The sequence below is a fragment of the Streptomyces peucetius genome (assembly GCF_025854275.1).
Taxonomy (GTDB): Bacteria; Actinomycetota; Actinomycetes; order Streptomycetales; family Streptomycetaceae; genus Streptomyces; species Streptomyces peucetius_A.
This window is the reverse complement of the sequence record NZ_CP107567.1, coordinates 2906952-2926788: the sequence shown is the minus strand read 5'-3', so window position 1 is coordinate 2926788 and position 19837 is coordinate 2906952. Positions and strand designations below refer to the sequence as shown.

Here is a 19837-nt window from a genome sequence, read left to right as displayed (position 1 = left end):
CCTCCGCGCTGAGCGCTCTCCGCCACCACCAAGGTGTGTGGCGGCACCGTGTGTACATGAAACGCAACCGCTTGAGCTGTCCGTCAGGGGCAGTTCAGCTCACGCTTCGTGAAGGTGACGAGCTGCTGAAGCAGGCCGGGCAGCGCGGCGCGCAGCTTCTTCTTGTCTGGTGAGCGGTCGGTGCTGACGTACAGCTGGATGTATTTCCCGGGGTCGGAGGTGGACGTGGAGGGCTCACAGGCGATGTGAGTGCCGGCGCCGCTCGACCAGATGATGCCCTTCTGCCCCACGTCAATGGGCTTTGGCTCGGCCGCGTCCCAGGAGGACCAGTCGACCTGATGCTCAAAGTCGAGACGGGTTGCATCGACGCCCATTCCGTTTCGGCCGTCAATGTCCAGGTTGCACGTGACGGAGTCCGTTCCCTCATCGTCGAAGACGAAGGGATCCGAGAACATTTCGGCCTTCTTGCCTGTCGGCATGAGAGGCTCGATGTCGTCGGCCGTGAACACACCCCAGCAGATCCGCTCCGGGAGCTCCGGGACTGCCGCGCTCTCACCGTCCGAACAGGCAGCCACCGTAAGTAGGAGGGCGCTCATCAATGCGGTCGCACGTGTGTTGTTTCGGTGCATCTAGCTTCCCTTCGGGGCTGAACTGGCGACCAGGTCGCGGCCGATGGAGTGTGCAGTAGCAGTCTGAGTGGAGGCTGCTCCCCTGTACTCATCGATCTGCTCCTGTGTGAGGCCGGATCCACGGGCGGCAGTCTCTACGGCGGATGCCGCCGCCAGCTTTGCCGCGCCTTCAGCCCTGGTGTAGCCCTCGGCCGACTCACGACGAGACTCTTCGGTGTTGTCCTTTAGCGCGCTGTTCACGGCCGACTCCGTAACCTCCTCCTTCATCCACATCACCGCATCACCCAACACCGGCACCATCTCCACGTACCTGGCCCCCAGCGCATCGATAACGCGATTCGTCCACTTCGCGTTCTCCTCCACGCCCTTGTTGTACTCATCTGCTTCATGGGCCTTGGTGTCGTGGATGGCCTGCGCCCTCGCCTCCGTCAGGATGCCCGCGATCTCGCCGCCCGGGTGGACGGCGTTCTGGATTGCCGCCTCGGTGTCCCCGTGCTCGTCCGGGTTGCGGAAGACGTCCGAAACGAGCGCCGTGGTGTACGCCTGCTGGGCGTTGGTGATCGCGCCGTAGGCCTGGGGGTCCTGGCCGACCGCGCCGAGGAACAGGGCCATCTCGTCCTTGCGGAACTCGGCCATGACCCCGAGCGGTTTGGCTTGATTCGCACCGTTCTCCGCGGTGCCCTGCAAGTCGGGCATGTACTCGGCGGCCATGTTGCCGAACTGCGGGGCCAGGCCACTGAGCGGGCCCGGCATGTCGCCGGGGTTCGCCGCGACCAGCGTCGGGTCCGCGCCGATCTTCGCGACGACCTGTTCCATCACGTTGCTCATGGCTTCGGTGTGGTACACCGGCGGCGCGTCCTCGTCGCCCGGTACGCGCCCCGCGACCGCCGCCTCCAGGGCGTTGCCGAGCGCGGTCTGGCCGGGGGTGGCCTCTCCGCCGACGATCGTGTCGTAGTAGTCGGCCGTCGGCTTCTTGTCGAGCATGTAGTCGACGAGCCCTTGCGCGTCCTTGCCCCCGATCGCGCCGTCCGACAAGGTGACGATGCCGTCCTTGTTGGTGTCCTCCCGGAGCGGTTCGTTGAAGAAGGCCGTTGATGCCTCCGGGTTGTGACTCATCGCTTCCATGAGCCCGGTGAGCGGGTTGAACCCACTGCCGCCCTCATTGTCCAGATTGATGGACATGGCCCGTTCGATGGGCATGCTGTGGTCCCAGATTCCTGGGTTCTTCTTGTCCATGGCCACCATGTCGCGGCCCACCGAGGTGAGGAACTCGGTGTTGTACGTCCCCTCTCGCAGGAGAGCCGCCAAAGCCTGGTAGCCGTACAGCTTGGTGCCGAGCCCGGTGGTGCCCGACACGTCGAGTTCCTTGCGGCCCACCTTCATGAGCTGGGTCGTCCACATGGCGCCGAGGTGGTTCGGAGTGGACGCCTGCGTGGCGAGGCCGAGGATCGCGCCCATGTCGTTCTGGATGTTGCGCACCATCCTCACGCGGTCCTGGGCCTCCACGGACGGGCCGAGCGATGTGGCGTTCAGCGACATGTTCGCGTACGCCTCGAGGGTCCCTTCCGCGCCGAGCTTCCGGTAGAAGGAGGCGGAGAACCCGGGGTCGCTGCGGTTGTCGTCCAGAAGGTCTTCGAGTTCCTTGAGAGCGGCCACGTTGCGCGCGGTGCCGTCGTCGCCGGTGACCTTCTTCATGAGTTCCGCCGCCCGGTCGACCTGCTCCGCGTCAAGGCTCTCGTACTTGGGGGCGGTGAAGTTGTGCGCGCCCTTGACGTTCGCGGCGAGGGCGCGCTTCAGGGAGTCGTCGGCGTCCGAGCAGTCCTCGACGATTCTGTCGATCTTCCGCTGCCAGGAGGCCACGGCCTGCTCCTGTTTGCGCAATGCCTCCGCATAGCCGGGGTCATGGCGTGCCGCCGCGTCGGTCTTCAGGTCGTGGCGGGGGCGGACCTTGCCGTTCGCGTCCACGTGGATGCCCGCGGCTGGGCTTTCCTCGTCCCGGATCCTCAACAGCGCGTCCTTGGCGGCCTTGAACGATGCGTGCGCGTCCGCGAGCAGCATTTTGATGCTCCTGGCCTGGGCCTCCGCATCGTCGAACTCCCTGGCCGTCTTGGTGATGAACGGCTTCGTGACACCCGCGTTCAGACCCCGCCAGTCGGCCCTGTCGGATTTGGCCTTCATGCCCCGCCGGGCTTCGACCGCGAGCTTCTCCAGCTTGGTGAGCATCTCCGACCAGTCGTCGGCGGCTTCCTTCAACTTGGTGACGGGTGCGTCGACGACGTCCTCGTACTTCAGCACTGCGCTTCCCCCCGGTGGACTACTTGAAGTATTCGCTGATCTTGGAGACCGCGGTCAGGTTGCCGCCGATGTCGGCGTCGTCCTTTGCATGCGCGGCCTTCGAGTAGTCGAGGTGATTGGAGATCTGCGCGCACGCGTCGAGCAGGGTCCGCAGTTGCGTGTTCCAGCGGTCGTGCATTTTCAGTAGTTCCGCCCCGCTGGCGAAGTTCCCGTTCGTCAACGCGATCGCCGCGTCGAACGTCGAGGCACGGGCGTGGTCGCCGTCCCGCGTGAGCCGCCCGCGGAGGACGTACGCGTCGTGCCCGACCGCGCCGAGCTCGTCGGTGTTCACCTTCAGTTCGGCGGCGCCGTGGCGGGCGCCGGCCTCCGGGTCGGCCATGCCAAGATCCTCCGCTCCCCGTCGCCCCGACCTCTTCGGTGTCGGGGTGTGACGTCACCGTAACGGTGTGTTGCAGGGTGATCGGCGCGTTCCGGCCGCCTCGCGAGCCGCCTGGCGCGCCGCCTTGGCGGCTGGGGAGCGGCAGGGTAACGGTGACGGCCGCCCCTCGTTACCAGGGCCGGCCGTCACCCTTGAGTGGAGGCTGCCAGCCGCCGTTCACGGACGTACGACCAAAGGACCATCCCGGCCCCGACTCGCGACAGGGCCCATCCCATGAATCGCCCCTTACTCTTGGGGCCGTGCCCCCCCTCGAACCGAGTGACGCCGTCGCGCCGCGCCCCGCAGCAGCCCTCGCTCCGGACGACAGACAGAGCGGCGGCGTCCTCGGGCGCGAGCACCGGGCGCTCAGCATCGGCATCGTTGCCGTCGTCTTCCTGATCGCCTTCGAAGCCACGGCAGTTGGCACCGCCATGCCGGTGGCCGCCCGCGAGCTGCATGGCATCCCTCTCTACGCCTTCGCCTTCTCTGCGTACTTCACCACCAGCCTCTTCGGCATGGTCGTCTCCGGCCAGTGGGCGGACCGCAGCGGACCGCTGGGCGCGCTCGCGGGCGGCATGAGCGCGTTCGCCGCGGGGCTGGTGCTCTCGGGGACCGCGGGTGCCATGTGGGTGTTCGTGCTCGGCCGGGCTGTTCAGGGGCTCGGGGGAGGGCTGGTCATCGTCGCGCTGTACGTCGTCGTCAGCCGCGCGTACCCGCAGCGGCTGCAACCCGCGATCATGGCTGCGTTCGCGGCGAGTTGGGTGATCCCCTCCGTCGTCGGGCCGCTCGCCGCGGGCACGGTCACCGAGCAGCTCGGCTGGCGCTGGGTGTTCCTCGGTATCCCGGCGCTGGTCGCGCTGCCGCTGGGGCTGGCGCTGCCGGCGATACGGCGTACGGCCTCCGGGCCCGCTGACCCCGCCGGGCCCGTGCCGCCCTTCGACCGGCGTCGTATCCGGCTGGCCCTCGGTATCTCTCTGGGCGCCGCTCTCCTTCAGTACGCGGGCCAGGATCTACGCCGGCTCTCGCTCCTGCCCGCGGCGGCCGGTGCGGCGCTGCTCGTGCCGTCCGCGCTCGGCCTGCTGCCGCGCGGGACGTACCGGGCGGCGCGCGGACTGCCGTCAGTGGTCCTGCTGCGCGGCATCGCCGCCGGGTCCTTCATCGCGGCCGAGTCGTTCGTGCCGCTGATGCTGGTCACCCAGCGCGGGCTCTCCCCGACCCTGGCCGGGCTCTCACTCGCGGCCGGCGGGGCGACGTGGGCACTGGGCTCGTACGTCCAGTCCCGGCCGCGCGTGGAGCCGTACCGCCAAGGGCTGGTCGTGTTCGGCATGCTGCTGGTCGCGGCGGCGATCGTGACCGCGCCGAGCGTGCTGATCGAGGCGATGCCGGTCTGGATCGTCGCCGTCGCCTGGGCCTTCGGCTGCTTCGGTATGGGCCTGGTGATCGGCTCGACGAGCGTGCTGTTGTTGAAGCTCTCCGCGCCCGAGGAGGCGGGCGCCAACTCGGCCGCGCTGCAGATCTCGGACGCGCTGTCGAACGTGCTGCTGCTCGCGGCGGGCGGCGCGGCGTTCGCCGCCCTGGGCGGCGGCGCGGTGGGCGCGGCCCACGCCGTGACCGGCGGCGCGTCCGCCGCGCATCCGGTCGCCTTCGCCGCGGTGTTCCTGCCGATGGCCGGGGTGGCGCTGGTGGGGGCGTGGGTGGCGACGCGGCTGCGGGCGGCAATCACGTAGTACCTGATGGTACCGCTTGGTACCATCAGGTACATGGCCGGATTGAATTTGAGGTTCACCGAGGAAGAGCTGAACGCTCTGCGCGAGCGTGCCGAGGCGGAAGGCCGAAGCATGCAGTCCTTTGCGCACGACGCCGTGATCACCGCCATCAATGAGCACTCACGCCTCTTCAACGAGGCGGCGGATCACGTTCTGAAGGCGAGTGAGGAGCTCAACCGGAGGCTCGCCTGATGAACTACCTCACGCTTCCCGAGCTGCTCAAGCTTGCGGAACGCCTCGGGGCTGAGGAGGTGCGCGACTACGGGCTGTTGGACTCCGCCCTGGCCCGACCGCAGTCGAGCGTATTCGGGCAGGACGCCTATCCGGACATCTGGCAGAAGGCCGCGGCGCTCATGGAATCGCTGGCCCGCAATCATGCGCTGGTCGACGGCAACAAGCGCATCGCCTGGTATGCGACATGGGTCTTCCTGCACATGAACGGGCATCGGCTGAGTCCGGGGTTCGACGTGGATGAGGCCGAGCAGTTCGTACTGAACGTGTGCCAGGGATTGCTGGACGTGCCGAAGACCGCCGAGCAGTTGCCGCGGTTCGCCCAGTGACCCGGATGTGAGGCGCCTCCCACTCCCCGCGGCGGGGAGCGTCCCGCCACGTACGACAACCGGGCCCCCGGTAGGGTGGCCCGGTTGTCGTACGTAACGACCCCGTACATGACGACCCGCCCGCGTCCCGCACCCGAGAGCCAGCGAACCGGAGACCGTGACTACTACCGCCTCCCACCATCTCTCACCCGCCTTCCCCGGCCGCGCCCCCTGGGGCACTGCCAACAAGCTGCGTGCCTGGCAGCAGGGCGCGATGGACAAGTACGTCCAGGAGCAGCCGCGTGACTTTCTCGCCGTCGCCACGCCCGGCGCCGGCAAGACGACCTTCGCGCTGACCCTCGCCTCCTGGCTGCTGCACCACCATGTCGTGCAGCAGGTGACCGTCGTCGCGCCGACCGAGCACCTGAAGAAGCAGTGGGCGGCCGCGGCGGCGCGGATAGGGATCAAACTGGACCCGGAGTACAGCGCGGGACCGCTGAGCAAGGAGTACCACGGGGTCGCGGTCACGTACGCGGGTGTCGGCGTACGCCCGATGCTGCACCGCAACCGCTGCGAGCAGCGCAAGACCCTCGTGATCCTCGACGAGATCCACCACGCCGGTGACTCCAAGTCGTGGGGCGAGGCGTGTCTCGAGGCATTCGAGCCGGCGACCCGGCGGCTCGCGCTCACCGGTACGCCGTTCCGGTCCGACACCAATCCCATCCCCTTCGTCACGTACGAGGAAGGCAACGACGGGATCCGGCGCTCCGCCGCCGACTACACGTACGGCTACGGCAACGCGCTGGGCGACGGCGTCGTCCGGCCCGTGATCTTCCTGTCCTACAGTGGCAACATGCGCTGGCGCACCAAGGCCGGCGACGAGGTCGCAGCACGGCTCGGCGAGCCGATGACCAAGGACGCGATCTCCCAGGCCTGGCGCACTGCGCTCGACCCCCGCGGCGACTGGATGCCGAACGTGCTGCGCGCCGCCGACCAGCGGCTCACCGAGGTGCGCAAGGGCATCCCGGACGCGGGCGGACTCGTCATCGCCTCCGACCAGGACTCCGCCCGCGCCTACGCCAAGCTCATCCGCGAGATCACCGGCAACAAGGCCACCGTCGTCCTCTCCGACGAGGCGGCCGCGTCCAAGCGCATCGAGGAGTTCAGCGAGGACGGCTCCCGCTGGATGGTCGCGGTCCGCATGGTGTCCGAAGGCGTCGACGTACCGCGCCTCGCCGTCGGCGTGTACGCGACGACGATTTCGACGCCCCTGTTCTTCGCCCAGGCCGTGGGCCGTTTCGTACGGTCCCGCCGGCGCGGCGAGACGGCGTCCGTGTTCCTGCCGACCATCCCGGGCCTGCTCGGTTTCGCCTCCGAGATGGAGGTCGAGCGCGACCACGCCCTCGACAAGCCGAAGAAGGAGGGCGAGGAGGACCCGTACGCCGAGTCCGAGAAGGAGATGGCGGAGGCCGAGAAGCAGCAGGACGAGGACACCGGCGAACAGGACATGCTGCCCTTCGAGGCACTGGAGTCCGACGCCGTCTTCGACCGCGTGCTGTACGACGGCGCCGAGTTCGGCATGCAGGCCCACCCGGGCAGCGAGGAGGAGCAGGACTACCTCGGCATCCCGGGACTGCTCGAACCGGACCAGGTGCAGCTGCTGCTCCAGAAGCGGCAGGCGCGCCAGATCGCGCACAGCCGCAAGAAGCCCGACGAGGAGGCCGACCTCCTGGAACTCCCGGCCGAGCGGCGACCGGTCGTCTCCCACAAGGAGCTGCTGGAACTGCGCAAGCAGCTGAACACCATGGTCGGCGCCTACGTCCACCAGAGCGGCAAACCGCACGGCGTCATCCACACCGAGCTGCGCAGGGTGTGCGGCGGACCGCCGAGCGCGGAGGCGACGGCGGGTCAGATCCGGGAGCGGATCAAGAAGGTTCAGGAGTGGGCCACGCGCATGCGCTGACGCGCCGAGTCGCCGTAGCGGCTCGTGAGGGGTGACGAACAGGGAGCAACAACCCCAACGTCGGCGGCCCGGCGCCCGGATTCTGGACGAGGGCTTCCGCTGAGCGGTGCCGGTCGCTACTGTCCCCGCAATACAAACGCCCCGTGGCAGCGCCGCCGCGGAGCGCAGTCGGTGTGCCATGGCCTGCCGGCGGCCTCTGGGTGCGTCGCCGATGGGACCGGTGCCGCAGGTTCCCTTCGGAGGGCCGCCGTCACTCACTCCGAAGGAGAGGGCGTCGTGACCGCGGAAACCTCCCAGACGCTCGACAGGGGACTACGTGTCCTCAAGCTGCTCGCCGATACCGACCACGGGCTGACCGTCACCGAGTTGTCCAACAAACTCGGCGTCAACCGCACCGTCGTCTACCGTCTGCTCGCCACCCTCGAGCAGCACGCCCTCGTCCGCCGCGACCTCGGCGGGCGGGCCAGGGTCGGCCTCGGCGTGCTGCGCCTCGGCCGCCAGGTCCACCCGCTGGTGCGGGAGGCGGCGATGCCCGCGTTGCGCTCCCTCGCCGAGGACATAGGCGCCACCGCGCACCTCACGCTCGTCGACGGGGCAGAGGCTCTCGCCGTCGCCGTCGTCGAGCCCACGTGGACCGACTACCACGTCGCCTACCGGGCAGGTTTCCGGCACCCGCTGGACCGGGGCGCGGCAGGCAAGGCCATCCTCGCCGCCCGCCGGACGAAGACCACCGAGCCCGGATACACCCTCACCCACGGCGAACTGGAAGCGGGCGCGAGCGGCGCGGCCGCGGCGCTGGTGGGGGTGACGGGCATAGAGGGCAGCGTCGGCGTGGTGATGCTCGCGGACTCCGTTCCGGAACGGGTCGGCCCCCGCGTGGTCGACGCGGCGCGCGAGGTCGCGGACGCGCTCCGCTGACGGGCCCTCGGGCGGGCGGCGTACCGGGTTCACGTTTCCGGGCGTGGCCGGGTGCGGGTACTTCTCGGGCGTGGCCTGAGGTGCTTCTCGGGCTCGGCCCGGTCCGTGTGGTGTGGCGTCCGGGTGCGTCTCGGGCTCGGCCCGGTCTGTGTTGCGCGGCGTCCGGGTGCCGCTCCGGGGGCATGTCCGGGACTGCTTTCCCGTACTTGCCTCGCCCAAGACTTACGACGCCTTACGTCCCGAACACGCCCCCTGCGCGTCCCCCTGCCCCGGGCCGACGCCGTCGCTCCTACCGGTGGGCAGGTGCTGGGTAGGGAAAAGTCCCCCCGTCCCCCCGCCCCTTCCCGAAACCGGGGCTCCGCCCCGGACCCGGGCCGTGGGACCCGCCTCCTGTCCCGAAGGGGCTCCGCCCCCGGACCCGGGACCGGAATCGGCCCTCGCGCACGGGGGCCCTGCCCGGGTTGGCTCCGGCCCATCTCAATGTGACGGGGAGCGGTCCCGTGCATCGGAAGGCGCTCCGGCCCGGCCCGGGATGGGAAGCGGCCCCGCGCGACGCAGGCCCTGCCGGGCCGGTGGCCCCCCGGCGGGACGGGGGCCACCGGCCCGGGCGGCGACCACCGGTCGGGACGGGTGCCAGGGGCGGGAGGGGGGCGGGGTCGGAGGAGTGGGGTGCCCGGACGTAAGGCGTCGTTGGTTGGGGCGGGGCAGGTACGGGAAAGCAGTCCGGGTGCCGCGCTCCGGAGGCCCCGGCCCCCGTAACCACCCACCGGCGCAGCCCGCCCCGGTCCCGAGCACGCAAGCGCCCGAGCACGCAAGCGCGCAAGCGTCGCGCCCGGTCGGCCCGGTTACATTGGGCGCGTGCTCTCCAGTCTCACGCGCCCCCGCGCCCTCGCCGTCTGTGCCCTGCCCGTTCTCGCGTTGTTCACCGTCGCCGGGCTCGCGCCGCTGCCGTTCGTCGTCGCCCAGCCCGGGATGACCGCGGACGTGCTCGGCGAGCACCAGGGGACGCCGGTGATCACGATCTCCGGTGCGCCGACCCGCCCCACCGAGGGGGCGTTGCGGATGACGACGATCGTGGCGACCGGTCCCGCCGCCGACGTGGACCTGGGTGACGTGGCCGACGGCTGGTTCCGTACCGACCGTGCCGTGCTGCCGCGGGACGCGGTCTATCCGCCGGGCAAGTCGGAGAAGGAGGTCCAGCGGCACAACGCCAGGGACATGGAGGAGTCGCAGGACGTCGCCACCCGGGCCGCCCTCTCGTACCTCGGCGAGGATCCGGCCGAGGTGAAGGTCTCGCTGCACCTGGCCGATGTGGGCGGACCCAGCGCCGGGCTGCTGTTCTCGCTGGGCATCATCGACAAGCTGGAGGGCGACGGCGCCGGCGGCGACCTCACCGGCGGCCGCAGCATCGCGGGTACGGGGACGATCACCGCCGACGGGAAGGTCGGCGCGGTCGGCGGGGTGTCGCTGAAGACGCAGGCGGCGGCCCGCGACGGGGCGACCGTCTTCCTCGTGCCGGAGGACGAGTGCTCCGACGCGCAGGCCGAGCTGCCCGAGGGGATGCGCCTGATCCCCGTGACGACGCTCAAGGGCGCGGTGGAGTCCCTGCGGTCGCTGGAGAAGGGCGGGAAGGTCCCGAGCTGCTGACCTCGAGGCCGTCGTCCGGGCCGTCGTCCGGGCCCTCGTCCGGCTCCTTCTCCGGGCGGCCCTCCTGCGGGACGCCTCCCGCGTCCATCTCCCGCCAGCGCGGGAACACGGCCGGGGCCAGCGTCGTCAGGAAGTACAGCCCGCCCATGGTGAGCAGCGCCGTCGCCAGGCCCGCCTGTTCGATGAGGTAGCCGGCCGCCAGGCCGCCGAGCGGTGTGGTCATCAGCACCCCGGCCGTGGTGGTGCTCGCTACGCGGCTGCGCAGCCGCTCCGGTACCCGCTCGTACATGACCGTGGTCAGGATCGGGTTGAGCATCCCGGCGGCCAGCCCACCCGCCGCCATGGTGACGGCCAGCGGCACGGTGCCGTCGACCAGCGCCGCCACGGCGAACCGCGGCAGTCCGCAGATCAGGAACGCGACGGTGAAGAGCACCCGCCGCCGGAAGCGGTGCCCGACGGCCGCGTAGAGCAGTGCCCCGAGCAGGGCGCAGCCGCCGAAGACGGCGGCCAGCAGGCCCAGGTCCCGCGCGCCGCCCAGGTTGTCCTTGGCGTGTACGGGCATCAGGACCGAACTCCAGCCCTGGTCGAGGCCGTTGGTGACCATCACCATCAGCACGACGCCCAGCAGCAGGCGTGTGCGCAGCAGAAAGGCGTAGCCCTCGCGCAGTTGGTCCCGGTAGGCGGCGAAGGACACCGGTGTTGAGTTCCGCTGCGGTTCGGCCGCGCCGACCCGCCGCAGGCCGAGGCGGATCAGCAGGGCGGAGCCGCAGAACGTGGCCGCGTCGATGAGCAGGACCGCCTCCGCGCCGATGAGCGCGATGAGGACGCCGGCGAGGGCCGCGCCGGCCATCCGGGCGCCGCGCGAGACGGCGTCGAAGAGGCTTGCGGCACGGGACAGCCGTGTCCCCGCCAGCTCGGCGAGGTCGGGCACGAGCACGTAGCGGGCGGTCTCGCCGGGTGCGTGGAAGAGGCCGGTGACGGCCATGAGCGCGCACAGCATCCAGAACCGGAGCGCTCCCGCGTAGTGGAGCAGCGGGATCGCGGCGAGCGCGACGGCGCAGACGACGTCGGTGATGATGCTGACCCGGCGTCGGCCGATCCGGTCGATGACGGGTCCGCCGATGATGGCGGAGACGACGACCGGCAGCGTGGCGCAGAAGGCGACCAGGCCGGCCTTGCCGGGGCTGCCCGTGGTCTGGAGCGCGAACCACGGGACGCCGATGAGGGTGAGTGAATTGCCGGTGATGGAGACGGCGTTGGCCGCCAGTACGGTGGCGAGCGGCCCCCTCCGCGTCGCCTTCGGTCCCCCCTGCCCGCTCATGCGAGGCGGGTCGTGCACAGGGCGGGCGCGGGTGGCTGCCGCAGCAGTCGCAGCCCCAACCCGACTAAGGCCAGGCCCAGTCGGGCGCGCAGTGCCTCACGCGGCACCTGGCCGGCGGCCGCCGTGCGCAGGTCCCCGGCGCGCAGTGCGTGCAGCATCAGATGTATGTCGGAGTGCATGACTCTCGGGTCTCCTCAGCCGGTGGAGCGCGGGAATGCGTGGAGGTGCAGCCGGACCTGGGCGGCGCCTTCGGTACCGGGCGCCCGTTCGTGGTCGCGGTAGCTCTCGATGAGCGTGTGGATCTTCTCGCTGAGCTCGTGGGCCTGCGCCGCGGTCAGGCGCAGGGTGAAGTCGCTGAGGTCGGAGACGCGCTGCCACTCCTCGGGCCAGTCCCTCAGGGTGCCCAGCCAGGTGGCGACCTCCTGCGTGTGCATGGTCGCGTGCTCGTGGAGATACAGGTCGGCGGCTCCGCGCACCGTCGGATCGGGGTCGGTGTAAAGGGCGTGGTCGAAGAGCATGCCGTCGATGGAGGCCTTCCACCATCGCTCCCGGCCCTTGCCGCGCTCCGGGTCGTCCTCGACGAAGCCGTGGGCCGCGAGCTGGCGCAGGTGGTAGCTGGTGGCACCGCTGGACTCGCCGAGTTTCTCGGCGAGCCGGGAGGCGGTCGCGGGGCCGTCCTGGCGCAGCGTCTGGAACAGGCGCATCCGCAGAGGGTGGGCGAGCCCGCGCAGGGAGCGCGGATCCAGCGCACGGACCTTGCGCGCCCCGGCCTCGCCCTCGGCGGGCTCTCTCGGTTCCTCTTTCTCGCTCATGCATGCAAAGGTAGCGTTGCAAAGAGACCTTTGCAACGCTTTTTTGCAACCACTCCTTTGCAAGTGGCCTCAGGTGCCCCGCGAGTCCTCCGCCGCCTGCTCCACCAGCGGGATGATCCGCAGCGGCACCGGGTTCTCCATCACGATCGCCGTCGACGCCCGTACGATCCCCTCGAAGCCGACCACCCGGTCGATCACCCGCTGGAGGTCGGCGTTGGAGCGGGCGACCAGCCGGCAGAGCATGTCCCCGTGTCCGGTGGTGGTGTGCAGTTCGAGCACCTCGGGCACGGTCGCCAGATGTGCGCGCACGTCCGCGCCCTGCCCCTGTTTGATCTCCAGCGTCGCGAAGGCGGTCACCGGATATCCGAGCGCCGCCGGGTCGACGTCCGGCCCGAAACCCCGGATGACCCCCTGTGCCTGCAACCGGTCCATGCGCGCCTGTACCGTCCCGCGTGCCACGCCGAGCCGCCGTGACGCCTCCAGTACACCGATCCTCGGCTCACGTGCCAGCAGCACGATGAGCCGCCCGTCCAGATGATCGATCGCCATGGCGCCCTCCCGATGGTCATCCTGTACACAACGTCCGGCGATTGTGGACCTCAGCTGGGCAGATTGCCCAGCCAGAACACAAACTATTGCGCACCTTGTGGATCGGCGGGAGCCTTCCCCTATGACTGAGACCATCGATCACACCCCCGACACCACGCGGCAGGCCGACCCCTTCCCGGTGAAGGGAATGGACGCGGTCGTCTTCGCCGTCGGCAACGCCAAGCAGGCCGCGCACTACTACTCCACGGCCTTCGGCATGAAGCTCGTCGCCTACTCCGGACCGGAGAACGGCAGCCGCGAGACCGCGAGTTACGTCCTCACCAACGGCGCCGCCCGCTTCGTCCTCACCTCCGTGATCAAGGCGTCCACCGACTGGGGCCACTTCCTCGCCGACCACGTCGCCGCTCACGGTGACGGGGTCGTCGACCTGGCCATCGAGGTGCCGGACGCCCGCAAGGCGTACGCGTACGCGGTCGAGCACGGCGCCACCGGCATCACCGAGCCGTACGAGGTCAAGGACGAGCACGGCACCGTCGTGATGGCCGCCATCGCCACCTACGGCAAGACCCGCCACACCCTCGTCGAGCGCAGCGGCTACGACGGCCCGTACCTGCCCGGCTTCGCCGCCGCCGCCCCGATCGTCGAGCCGCCGGCCAAGCGGACCTTCCAGGCCATCGACCACTGCGTCGGCAACGTCGAACTCGGCCGGATGAACGAGTGGGTCGGCTTCTACAACAAGGTCATGGGCTTCACCAACATGAAGGAGTTCGTGGGCGACGACATCGCCACCGAGTACTCCGCCCTGATGTCGAAGGTCGTCGCCGACGGCACCCTCAAGGTGAAGTTCCCGATCAACGAGCCGGCGATCGCGAAGAAGAAGTCGCAGATCGACGAGTACCTCGAGTTCTACGGCGGCGCCGGCGTCCAGCACATCGCGCTCGCCACGAACGACATCGTCTCCACCGTGCGTTCCATGCGCGCCGCGGGCGTCCAGTTCCTCGACACCCCCGACTCGTACTACGACACGCTCGGCGAGTGGGCCGGCGAGACCCGGGTGCCGGTCGAGACGCTGCGCGAGCTGAAGATCCTGGTCGACCGCGACGAGGACGGCTACCTGCTGCAGATCTTCACCAAGCCGGTCCAGGACCGCCCCACGGTCTTCTTCGAGATGATCGAGCGACACGGTTCGATGGGCTTCGGCAAGGGCAACTTCAAGGCGCTCTTCGAGGCGATCGAGCGCGAGCAGGAGAAGCGCGGAAACCTGTAGTCCCTCGCCCCCGGCACCGCCGCGGCCCCCCGGACCCTGACCCGTGGGGCCGCGGCCGTTCCACCGGCCCGCCTACGATCGTCGGTGTGTGCGCAAACGTCATGGTGGCCGAAGACGACGGCAAACAGGCCGAACTGATACGCCGGTACCTGGAACACGAGGGTCATGCGGTCACCCTCGTACGCGACGGCAGAGCGGCCATCGACGCCGTCCGCGGACGCGAACCCGACCTGCTGCTGCTCGATGTGATGATGCCCCGCGCCGACGGGCTGGACGTGCTGCGCGTGCTGCGCGCCGAGGCCCGCGAACTGCCGGTGCTGATGCTCACCGCCCGCACCACCGAGGACGACCTGCTGCTCGGCCTCGACCTCGGGGCCGACGACTACATGACCAAGCCCTACAGCCCGCGGGAACTGATGGCCCGGGTCCGCACACTGCTCCGCCGCACCCGGCCCGTGGCCGCCGCCCGGCCGTCGGCGGCGCTGGCCGTCGGCGCGCTGCACGTCGACCCCGACCGGCACGAAGTCACCGTCCACGGCGAGCCGGTGGAGTGCACACCCGGCGAGTTCCGCATCCTCGCCGCCATGGCGGCCGAGCCCGACCGGGTCTTCACCAGACAGCTGCTGCTCGCCGAACTCCACGGCTACGACCGGTACATCAGCGACCGCACCGTCGACGTCCACGTCATGAACCTGCGCAAGAAGATCGAATCCGCCCCGCGCCGCCCCGTACGTCTGCTCACGGTCTTCGGCGTCGGCTACAAACTGACGGACCCGGACAAGGGCGCCTCCCGTGCCGCGGGCTGAGCGGGAACGCACGAGCCCGGGGCGGCTGCCGCTCCGCAAGAGCCTGCTGGGCCGGCTGCTGGCCGTCTCCGCCCTCGTCGCCGCCTGCTCCGTGGCCGCCACCGCCTGGCTCGCCGTGCAGACCACCTCCGGTGCGATCAAGCAGGAACAGGGCCAGAACCTCGCCGACGACGCCCGGATCTACAACACCCTCCTCGGCTACGCCGCCACCCACCCCGAATGGGACGGCGTCGACGCCACGCTGCGGAAACTGGCCGCGCAGACCGGCCGTCGGATCGCCCTGACCACCCAGCAGCGCACGCCCCTCGCCGACTCCGCCGACTCCGCCGACTCCGCCGACTCGGCGGGCCCGGTCCCCGCCCTGCCACCCACGGCCTCGGCCGTCGTCGACCCGCTCTCCCCGGACACGGCGCTCGCGCCGGCCGGCGGCGCCCAGCCGGGCACCGCCGACCGCATCGACCCCCGCGCGGTGGGCCCCTTCGAACTGACCGCGAGCGAACGCACCCGCCTGCACGACGCCGCACGTCGCGCCGCCGACTGCCTGACCGGATACGGGATCGCCGTGGACGTCGTCGAAGAGCCGAGCGGCCGGCCCCGCATCCAGACCGTCGGCAACGATCCCGACCGTGCCCGGGGCGCCCGGTGCCCGACGGACGCCCTCGACACCCCCACGGCCACCGAGGCGAAGGCGCTCGCCGCCCTCGACGACCTCGCCAACGCCTGCCTCGTCCGCCAGGGTTTCGACGAGGTGCGGCTGAACCCGGACCTTTCCTGGAGTTTGCCCCCGCAGCCGATGCCCGCCCCGCGCGAGGCCGACGACGAGCAGGACCGGGTCGTCGCCTCCTGTGTCGGCACCGCCCGGCGCGAACAGCTCAGCGCATACGTCGCCTCGCCCGCGCTGCTGTTCATCGGCGATGCCGACACGGCGAACGTGCCCGGCTTCGACCTGTCGCCGGCGAACACGGCCCGTATCGCGGGCGCGGCGGCCCTCGTCCTGGCTCTCACCTTCGGGGCCTCCCTGCTCGCCGCCACCCGCCTGGTACGGCCGCTGCAGGCGCTCACAGGCGCGGCCCAGCGGATGAAGGACGGCCACCCGGAGCCGGTGCCCGTCAGCGCCGACAACGAGATCGGTCGCCTGGCCGCGGCCTTCAACGACATGGCCGCCCACCGTGCCCGGCTCGAGGGGCAGCGCAAGGCGATGGTCAGCGACGTCGCCCACGAACTGCGCACACCCCTGAGCAACATCCGCGGTTGGCTGGAAGCGGCACAGGACGGGCTCGCGGAACCCGACCCGGCTCTCGTCTCCTCCCTCCTGGAGGAGGCCGTGCAGCTCCAGCACATCATCGACGACCTCCGGGACCTGTCGGAGGCCGACGCCGGCGCCCTGCGCCTGCACCCGGAGCCCCTGCGCGTCGGCGAACTGCTCGGCCAGGCCACCGCGGCGCACCAAGGTCTCGCGGAGGCCGCCGGAGTCACGCTGAAGACCGTCGTCGGCGCGGCCGTACCCGTCCTGACGGCCGACCCGGTACGGCTGCGCCAGGCCCTGGGCAACCTCCTCTCCAACGCGGTACGCCACACCCCGGCAGGCGGCAGCGTCACCCTGAGGGCGTACGAGGCGGAGGCCGGCACCGTCGCCGTGGAGGTGGCCGACACGGGCAGCGGCATCCCGGCGGACGCCCTGCCGTACGTCTTCGACCGCTTCTGGAGGGCGGAGAAGTCCCGCAACCGGCGCACCGGGGGCAGCGGACTCGGTCTGGCGATCGTGCGCCAACTGGCCGAGGCGCACGGCGGCACCGTCGAAGTGAGCGGCGGCGAGGGGCGGGGCGCCGTGTTCACGCTGCGGCTCCCGGCGGCGGGACCTGACGGGATGACCACAGCGGTCTGACAGCTTCCTCACAACTCCCCGACAGCCTGTGGCCGAGCCCGTGGTCTTGCGGATCCGGGTGATTCGAAAGCCAGTCGGAATGGAGCCATCCCCCATGACCCACCGTCCCACCCTGCGCACCGTCGCGGTCGCCGCGCTCGTGGCCGGCGCCGCGTTCCTGCCGTCCGCACCGGCGTTCGCCGCCGACGGCGCCCCCGTCCCGAGCGCCGACCGCACCCCCGCCCCGAGCGCCGACGGCACCACCCCCGTACCCGCCCCCGCCCGCGGCGACGACGCGCCCCGGCCGTCGCAGGACCGCGGCCCGTCGGCGGCGCCGCGCGGCGGCGTTGCGGCAGGCGACAAGCCGGCGCCGGCGCCCGCCGAGCGACGGGACGCGGCCCCCGCGCCGGCGGCCCCGCGGGGCGGCGTGGACGCGGGTGAACGCCCCGCCGCCGGGGCAACCACCGGCACGGCGCTCGCCGGTTCCGCGGCGGGGATCGCCCTGCTCGCGGGAGCTGGCACGCTCGTGCTCCGCCGCCGCAAGGGCGCCCAAGGCGTCTGAATCACCCACCGGCCCGCCGTACGCCCCCGTGCGCACCTGCGCGGACGCGGCGGACTCTTCCGTCCCGGCCTCTTCGGTCACGGCGCACGCCGTGACCGAAGAGGCCGGCCCTCACGTCGACCCCGCCCGGAGTCCTCCATGTCCCGACCCCGCCACCGGACCGCCCGGCCGGCCCGCGCGCTCACGGCCGCCGTGTGCCTGGTGCTCGCCGCAGTCGCCGGATGCTCGGCACCGCAGCGGACGGCCGCCCCCGACCCCGCGCCACCGGCGTCCACCGCATCGGCACCCGCCCCGGCGTCCCCCGACAGGCGCCGGACGGCCGCCGAACCCGTACAGGTCGCGATCCCCTCGATCGGCGTGCGCAGCGCACTCATGCGGCTCGGCCTGCAGCCGGACGGCACGGTCGAGGTACCGCCCGCGGAGAAGGGCATGACGGCCGGCTGGTACACCGGCGCGGCCGTCCCGGGCGAGCTCGGCGCCGCCGTGATCATCGGCCACAACGAGACGCGGTTCGGCCGGGCCGTCTTCCACGACCTGAGGGACATCCGTCGGGGCGCGGACATCACCGTCCGCGACGCCGCCGGGACGGCGCACCGCTTCACCGTCACCGCCACCGAGACCGTCAGCAAGAAGGCGTTCCCGACCGAGCGGGTCTACGGGGCGACCGACGACCGGGTCTTGCGTCTCATCACCTGCGACGGGGCCTTCGACGACGAGGGCCATCCGGTGGACAACCTCATCGTCCACGCCGCCCTGCGCCCGTAGCGGGCGGGGCGGTCAGCCGGTCGTGGCCACCGCCGAGTCGGCGGTCGCCGAGCGCTGCACCGGCCGCAGCTCCGGAGCGGGCCGTGCTGCGGCCGGCGCCTGCGACGCCGCCGCACCGTCCGGCACCGAGCCCGCCGAAGAAGCCGAAGAGGCCGAAGACGCCGAGGGAGACGAAGGAGCCGAAGTGGCCGAAGGCTCCGAAGGGGCCGCCGGGGCCTTTGAAGAGGAGTCCGACGGCGACGGAGCCGCCGGAGCCGACGCGGACGGCGATTGAGGCGGTGCCGGCGACTCGAGCGGCGACGGCCCGTCACCCGTCATATCCGTCGGCCCGCCCGCCTCCGGCTCGCCGAGCGCGTCCCGTGCCTCACGCGCCAGCGGCGCCAGCAGCGGGGAGAAGTGCGGATTCGTCCGCAGCGCCTCGTCGAGGTGACGCCGCGCCGGACCGTAGTCGCCGAGCGCGCGCTCGATCTCGCCCAGGTGGTACGAGAACAGGGCGCTGCGCAGCCCCTGGTCGGTCGCGAGCCGCGCGAACGGCAGCGCGTCGTCGGCCCGGCCCGCCTTGTACAGCGCCCACCCCATGGCGTCCGCGACGTACACGCTGCGGTGGCCGCGCCGCCATTCGCCCTGCAGCCGGCGCACCGCGGCGGCCGGGTCCCCGTGGTCGGCCTCGTAGCGGGCCAGCACCAGGTCCCCGTTCACGCCGTGCTCACCGGCACGGGTGACCTGCTGCCGCATGAGCTCGTACTGGGTGGCCGCGTCACCGCTCAGGCCCAGCGACTCGTACAGCTCACCGGACTCGAGCGCGTACTCGGGCAGCGGCACCTTCGCCAGTGCCGACCGGTAGTCCTCCAGCGCCTCGTCCGTGCGTCCCAGTGCCGCCAGCGCGCGGGCCCGGCCGGCCAGTGACCGGTGGCCGCCCGGCACGGCCTTCAGCGCCTTCGTGTAGTGCTCCACCGCGTCCGCGGCCTCGCCGCGCTCCCAGGCCAGCTCGCCCTCACGGTGCAGCGCGACGGCCTTCTCGGCGGGGGTACGGGAGTTCGCGGTCGCGCCGTACGCCAGAGCCGCCGCGTCCTCGCGCCAGCCCTTGTTCCAGTAGACCCGCGCCTCCATCCCCTGCACCTGCGGTCCGCTCTGCAGCTCCAGCAGCTTGTCCATGGCCTTTCCGGCGGCCGCGTACTTGCCGAGCCCGTGGTACGCCTCGATCAGCGCCGGATACACCGACCAGCGTTCCGGCTGCTGCTTCCTGGCCCGCTCGGCGTGACCGCGCGCGCCCGCGAAGTCGTGCCGGGCGTTCGCCAGCTCCGCCAGCCCCACGAGCGCGTCGACGTTGCCCTTGGCGGCGGGCACCGCGCCCAGTGACCGCTTCAGCGCGCGCTCCGCCTTCGGGTAGTCCGCCGTGTCTCCGAACCGGGTGCCGCGTTCCACGTACGCGGAGCCCAGCGCCGCCCACGACCGCCGGTCACCCGGATGGCTGCGGACGAAGCGCTCCCGGTTGCGGATCAGCGCGTCGAGATCGGTGAGCGAGGCGGGCGCTCCGGTGTCCGCCGCGGCCATCGCCCTGGCCACGGGACCGGGGGCGGGCGGCGGCGCGTCCTTCCCCCAACCGGGCGCGAGCACGATCACCCCGGTGACCAGTGTCGCGCCGACCAGCGTGCTGACAGCGGCGTTCTTCAGGGTTTCGCTCTTCATGGCGCTCACTGTGCGGCAGCGCACAGC

19 protein-coding genes are annotated in these 19837 nt (G+C 71.4%); 11 read left to right on the top strand and 8 right to left on the bottom strand.

What is annotated here, in order from left to right; genetic code table 11:
* Positions 1-83: 83 nt before the first annotated feature.
* The 3 genes from OGH68_RS13365 to OGH68_RS13355 are packed head-to-tail and all read right to left on the bottom strand — an operon-like array spanning position 84 to position 3303.
* The gene (locus OGH68_RS13365) at positions 84-629 is read right to left on the bottom strand and encodes a hypothetical protein (protein WP_264243769.1); all 546 of its coding nucleotides are present in this window, start codon (positions 627-629) and stop codon (positions 84-86) included.
* Complete coding sequence (locus tag OGH68_RS13360; RefSeq protein ID WP_264243767.1) at positions 630-2924, bottom strand: hypothetical protein; 2295 nt, start codon at positions 2922-2924, stop codon at positions 630-632.
* 19 nt (positions 2925-2943) lie between these two features.
* Positions 2944-3303: a hypothetical protein gene (locus OGH68_RS13355; RefSeq protein ID WP_264243765.1), complete on the bottom strand. Its 360-nt coding sequence runs from the start codon at positions 3301-3303 to the stop codon at positions 2944-2946.
* A gap of 299 nt (positions 3304-3602) precedes the next feature.
* Here OGH68_RS13355 and OGH68_RS13350 point away from each other — a divergent pair, with 299 nt between their 5' ends.
* From OGH68_RS13350 to OGH68_RS13325, 6 genes are all read left to right on the top strand, one after another.
* On the top strand, positions 3603-5069 hold the full coding sequence (locus tag OGH68_RS13350) for an MFS transporter (RefSeq protein WP_264243763.1): 1467 nt from the start codon (positions 3603-3605) through the stop codon (positions 5067-5069).
* A 33-nt stretch (positions 5070-5102) separates the two neighbouring features.
* Entirely contained in the window at positions 5103-5300 is a 198-nt protein-coding gene (locus OGH68_RS13345) for an Arc family DNA-binding protein (RefSeq protein ID WP_159691605.1), read from the top strand.
* Complete coding sequence (locus OGH68_RS13340; RefSeq protein ID WP_264243761.1) at positions 5300-5668, top strand: type II toxin-antitoxin system death-on-curing family toxin; 369 nt, start codon at positions 5300-5302, stop codon at positions 5666-5668. The genes OGH68_RS13345 and OGH68_RS13340 overlap by 1 nt, the downstream gene beginning before the upstream one ends.
* Before the next feature lie 157 nt (positions 5669-5825).
* Positions 5826-7610 (top strand): DEAD/DEAH box helicase, encoded by a 1785-nt coding sequence (locus OGH68_RS13335; protein WP_264243759.1) that lies wholly within the window; start codon positions 5826-5828, stop codon positions 7608-7610.
* A 276-nt stretch (positions 7611-7886) separates the two neighbouring features.
* The gene (locus OGH68_RS13330; RefSeq protein ID WP_264243757.1) at positions 7887-8528 is read left to right on the top strand and encodes an IclR family transcriptional regulator; all 642 of its coding nucleotides are present in this window, start codon (positions 7887-7889) and stop codon (positions 8526-8528) included.
* An 858-nt stretch (positions 8529-9386) separates the two neighbouring features.
* Positions 9387-10175, top strand: a complete 789-nt coding sequence (locus tag OGH68_RS13325) for a PDZ domain-containing protein (protein WP_264243755.1) — start codon at positions 9387-9389, stop codon at positions 10173-10175.
* Here OGH68_RS13325 and OGH68_RS13320 read toward each other — a convergent pair.
* The 4 genes from OGH68_RS13320 to OGH68_RS13305 all read right to left on the bottom strand — a co-directional run bounded on the left by OGH68_RS13320 (position 10114) and on the right by OGH68_RS13305 (position 12857).
* On the bottom strand, positions 10114-11496 hold the full coding sequence (locus OGH68_RS13320; protein WP_264243753.1) for an MFS transporter: 1383 nt from the start codon (positions 11494-11496) through the stop codon (positions 10114-10116). The genes OGH68_RS13325 and OGH68_RS13320 overlap by 62 nt on opposite strands.
* Positions 11493-11675 (bottom strand): hypothetical protein, encoded by a 183-nt coding sequence (locus OGH68_RS13315; protein WP_264243751.1) that lies wholly within the window; start codon positions 11673-11675, stop codon positions 11493-11495. The genes OGH68_RS13320 and OGH68_RS13315 overlap by 4 nt, the downstream gene beginning before the upstream one ends.
* A 15-nt stretch (positions 11676-11690) precedes the next feature.
* Entirely contained in the window at positions 11691-12308 is a 618-nt protein-coding gene (locus OGH68_RS13310; protein ID WP_264243749.1) for an ArsR/SmtB family transcription factor, read from the bottom strand.
* A 69-nt stretch (positions 12309-12377) separates the two neighbouring features.
* Positions 12378-12857: an Lrp/AsnC family transcriptional regulator gene (locus OGH68_RS13305; RefSeq protein ID WP_264243748.1), complete on the bottom strand. Its 480-nt coding sequence runs from the start codon at positions 12855-12857 to the stop codon at positions 12378-12380.
* A gap of 121 nt (positions 12858-12978) precedes the next feature.
* On the opposite strand from OGH68_RS13305, the gene hppD reads away from it, so the two are divergent.
* The 5 genes from hppD (at position 12979) to OGH68_RS13280 (ending at position 18121) form a co-directional block, all read left to right on the top strand.
* The gene (gene hppD, locus OGH68_RS13300) at positions 12979-14124 is read left to right on the top strand and encodes a 4-hydroxyphenylpyruvate dioxygenase (protein ID WP_264243745.1); all 1146 of its coding nucleotides are present in this window, start codon (positions 12979-12981) and stop codon (positions 14122-14124) included.
* A 101-nt stretch (positions 14125-14225) separates the two neighbouring features.
* Positions 14226-14930, top strand: coding sequence for a response regulator transcription factor (locus OGH68_RS13295; RefSeq protein WP_264250059.1), 705 nt, complete (start codon positions 14226-14228; stop codon positions 14928-14930).
* The gene (locus OGH68_RS13290; protein ID WP_264243743.1) at positions 14917-16815 is read left to right on the top strand and encodes a sensor histidine kinase; all 1899 of its coding nucleotides are present in this window, start codon (positions 14917-14919) and stop codon (positions 16813-16815) included. Before OGH68_RS13295 ends, OGH68_RS13290 begins: the two co-directional genes overlap by 14 nt.
* Before the next feature lie 94 nt (positions 16816-16909).
* Positions 16910-17356: a hypothetical protein gene (locus OGH68_RS13285; RefSeq protein WP_264243741.1), complete on the top strand. Its 447-nt coding sequence runs from the start codon at positions 16910-16912 to the stop codon at positions 17354-17356.
* Positions 17357-17494: 138 nt separating this feature from the next.
* Positions 17495-18121, top strand: a complete 627-nt coding sequence (locus OGH68_RS13280) for a class F sortase (protein WP_264243739.1) — start codon at positions 17495-17497, stop codon at positions 18119-18121.
* A 12-nt stretch (positions 18122-18133) separates the two neighbouring features.
* Here the strand turns inward: OGH68_RS13280 and OGH68_RS13275 are convergent, their stop codons facing one another.
* Entirely contained in the window at positions 18134-19810 is a 1677-nt protein-coding gene (locus OGH68_RS13275; protein ID WP_264243736.1) for a tetratricopeptide repeat protein, read from the bottom strand.
* Positions 19811-19837 lie beyond the last annotated feature (27 nt).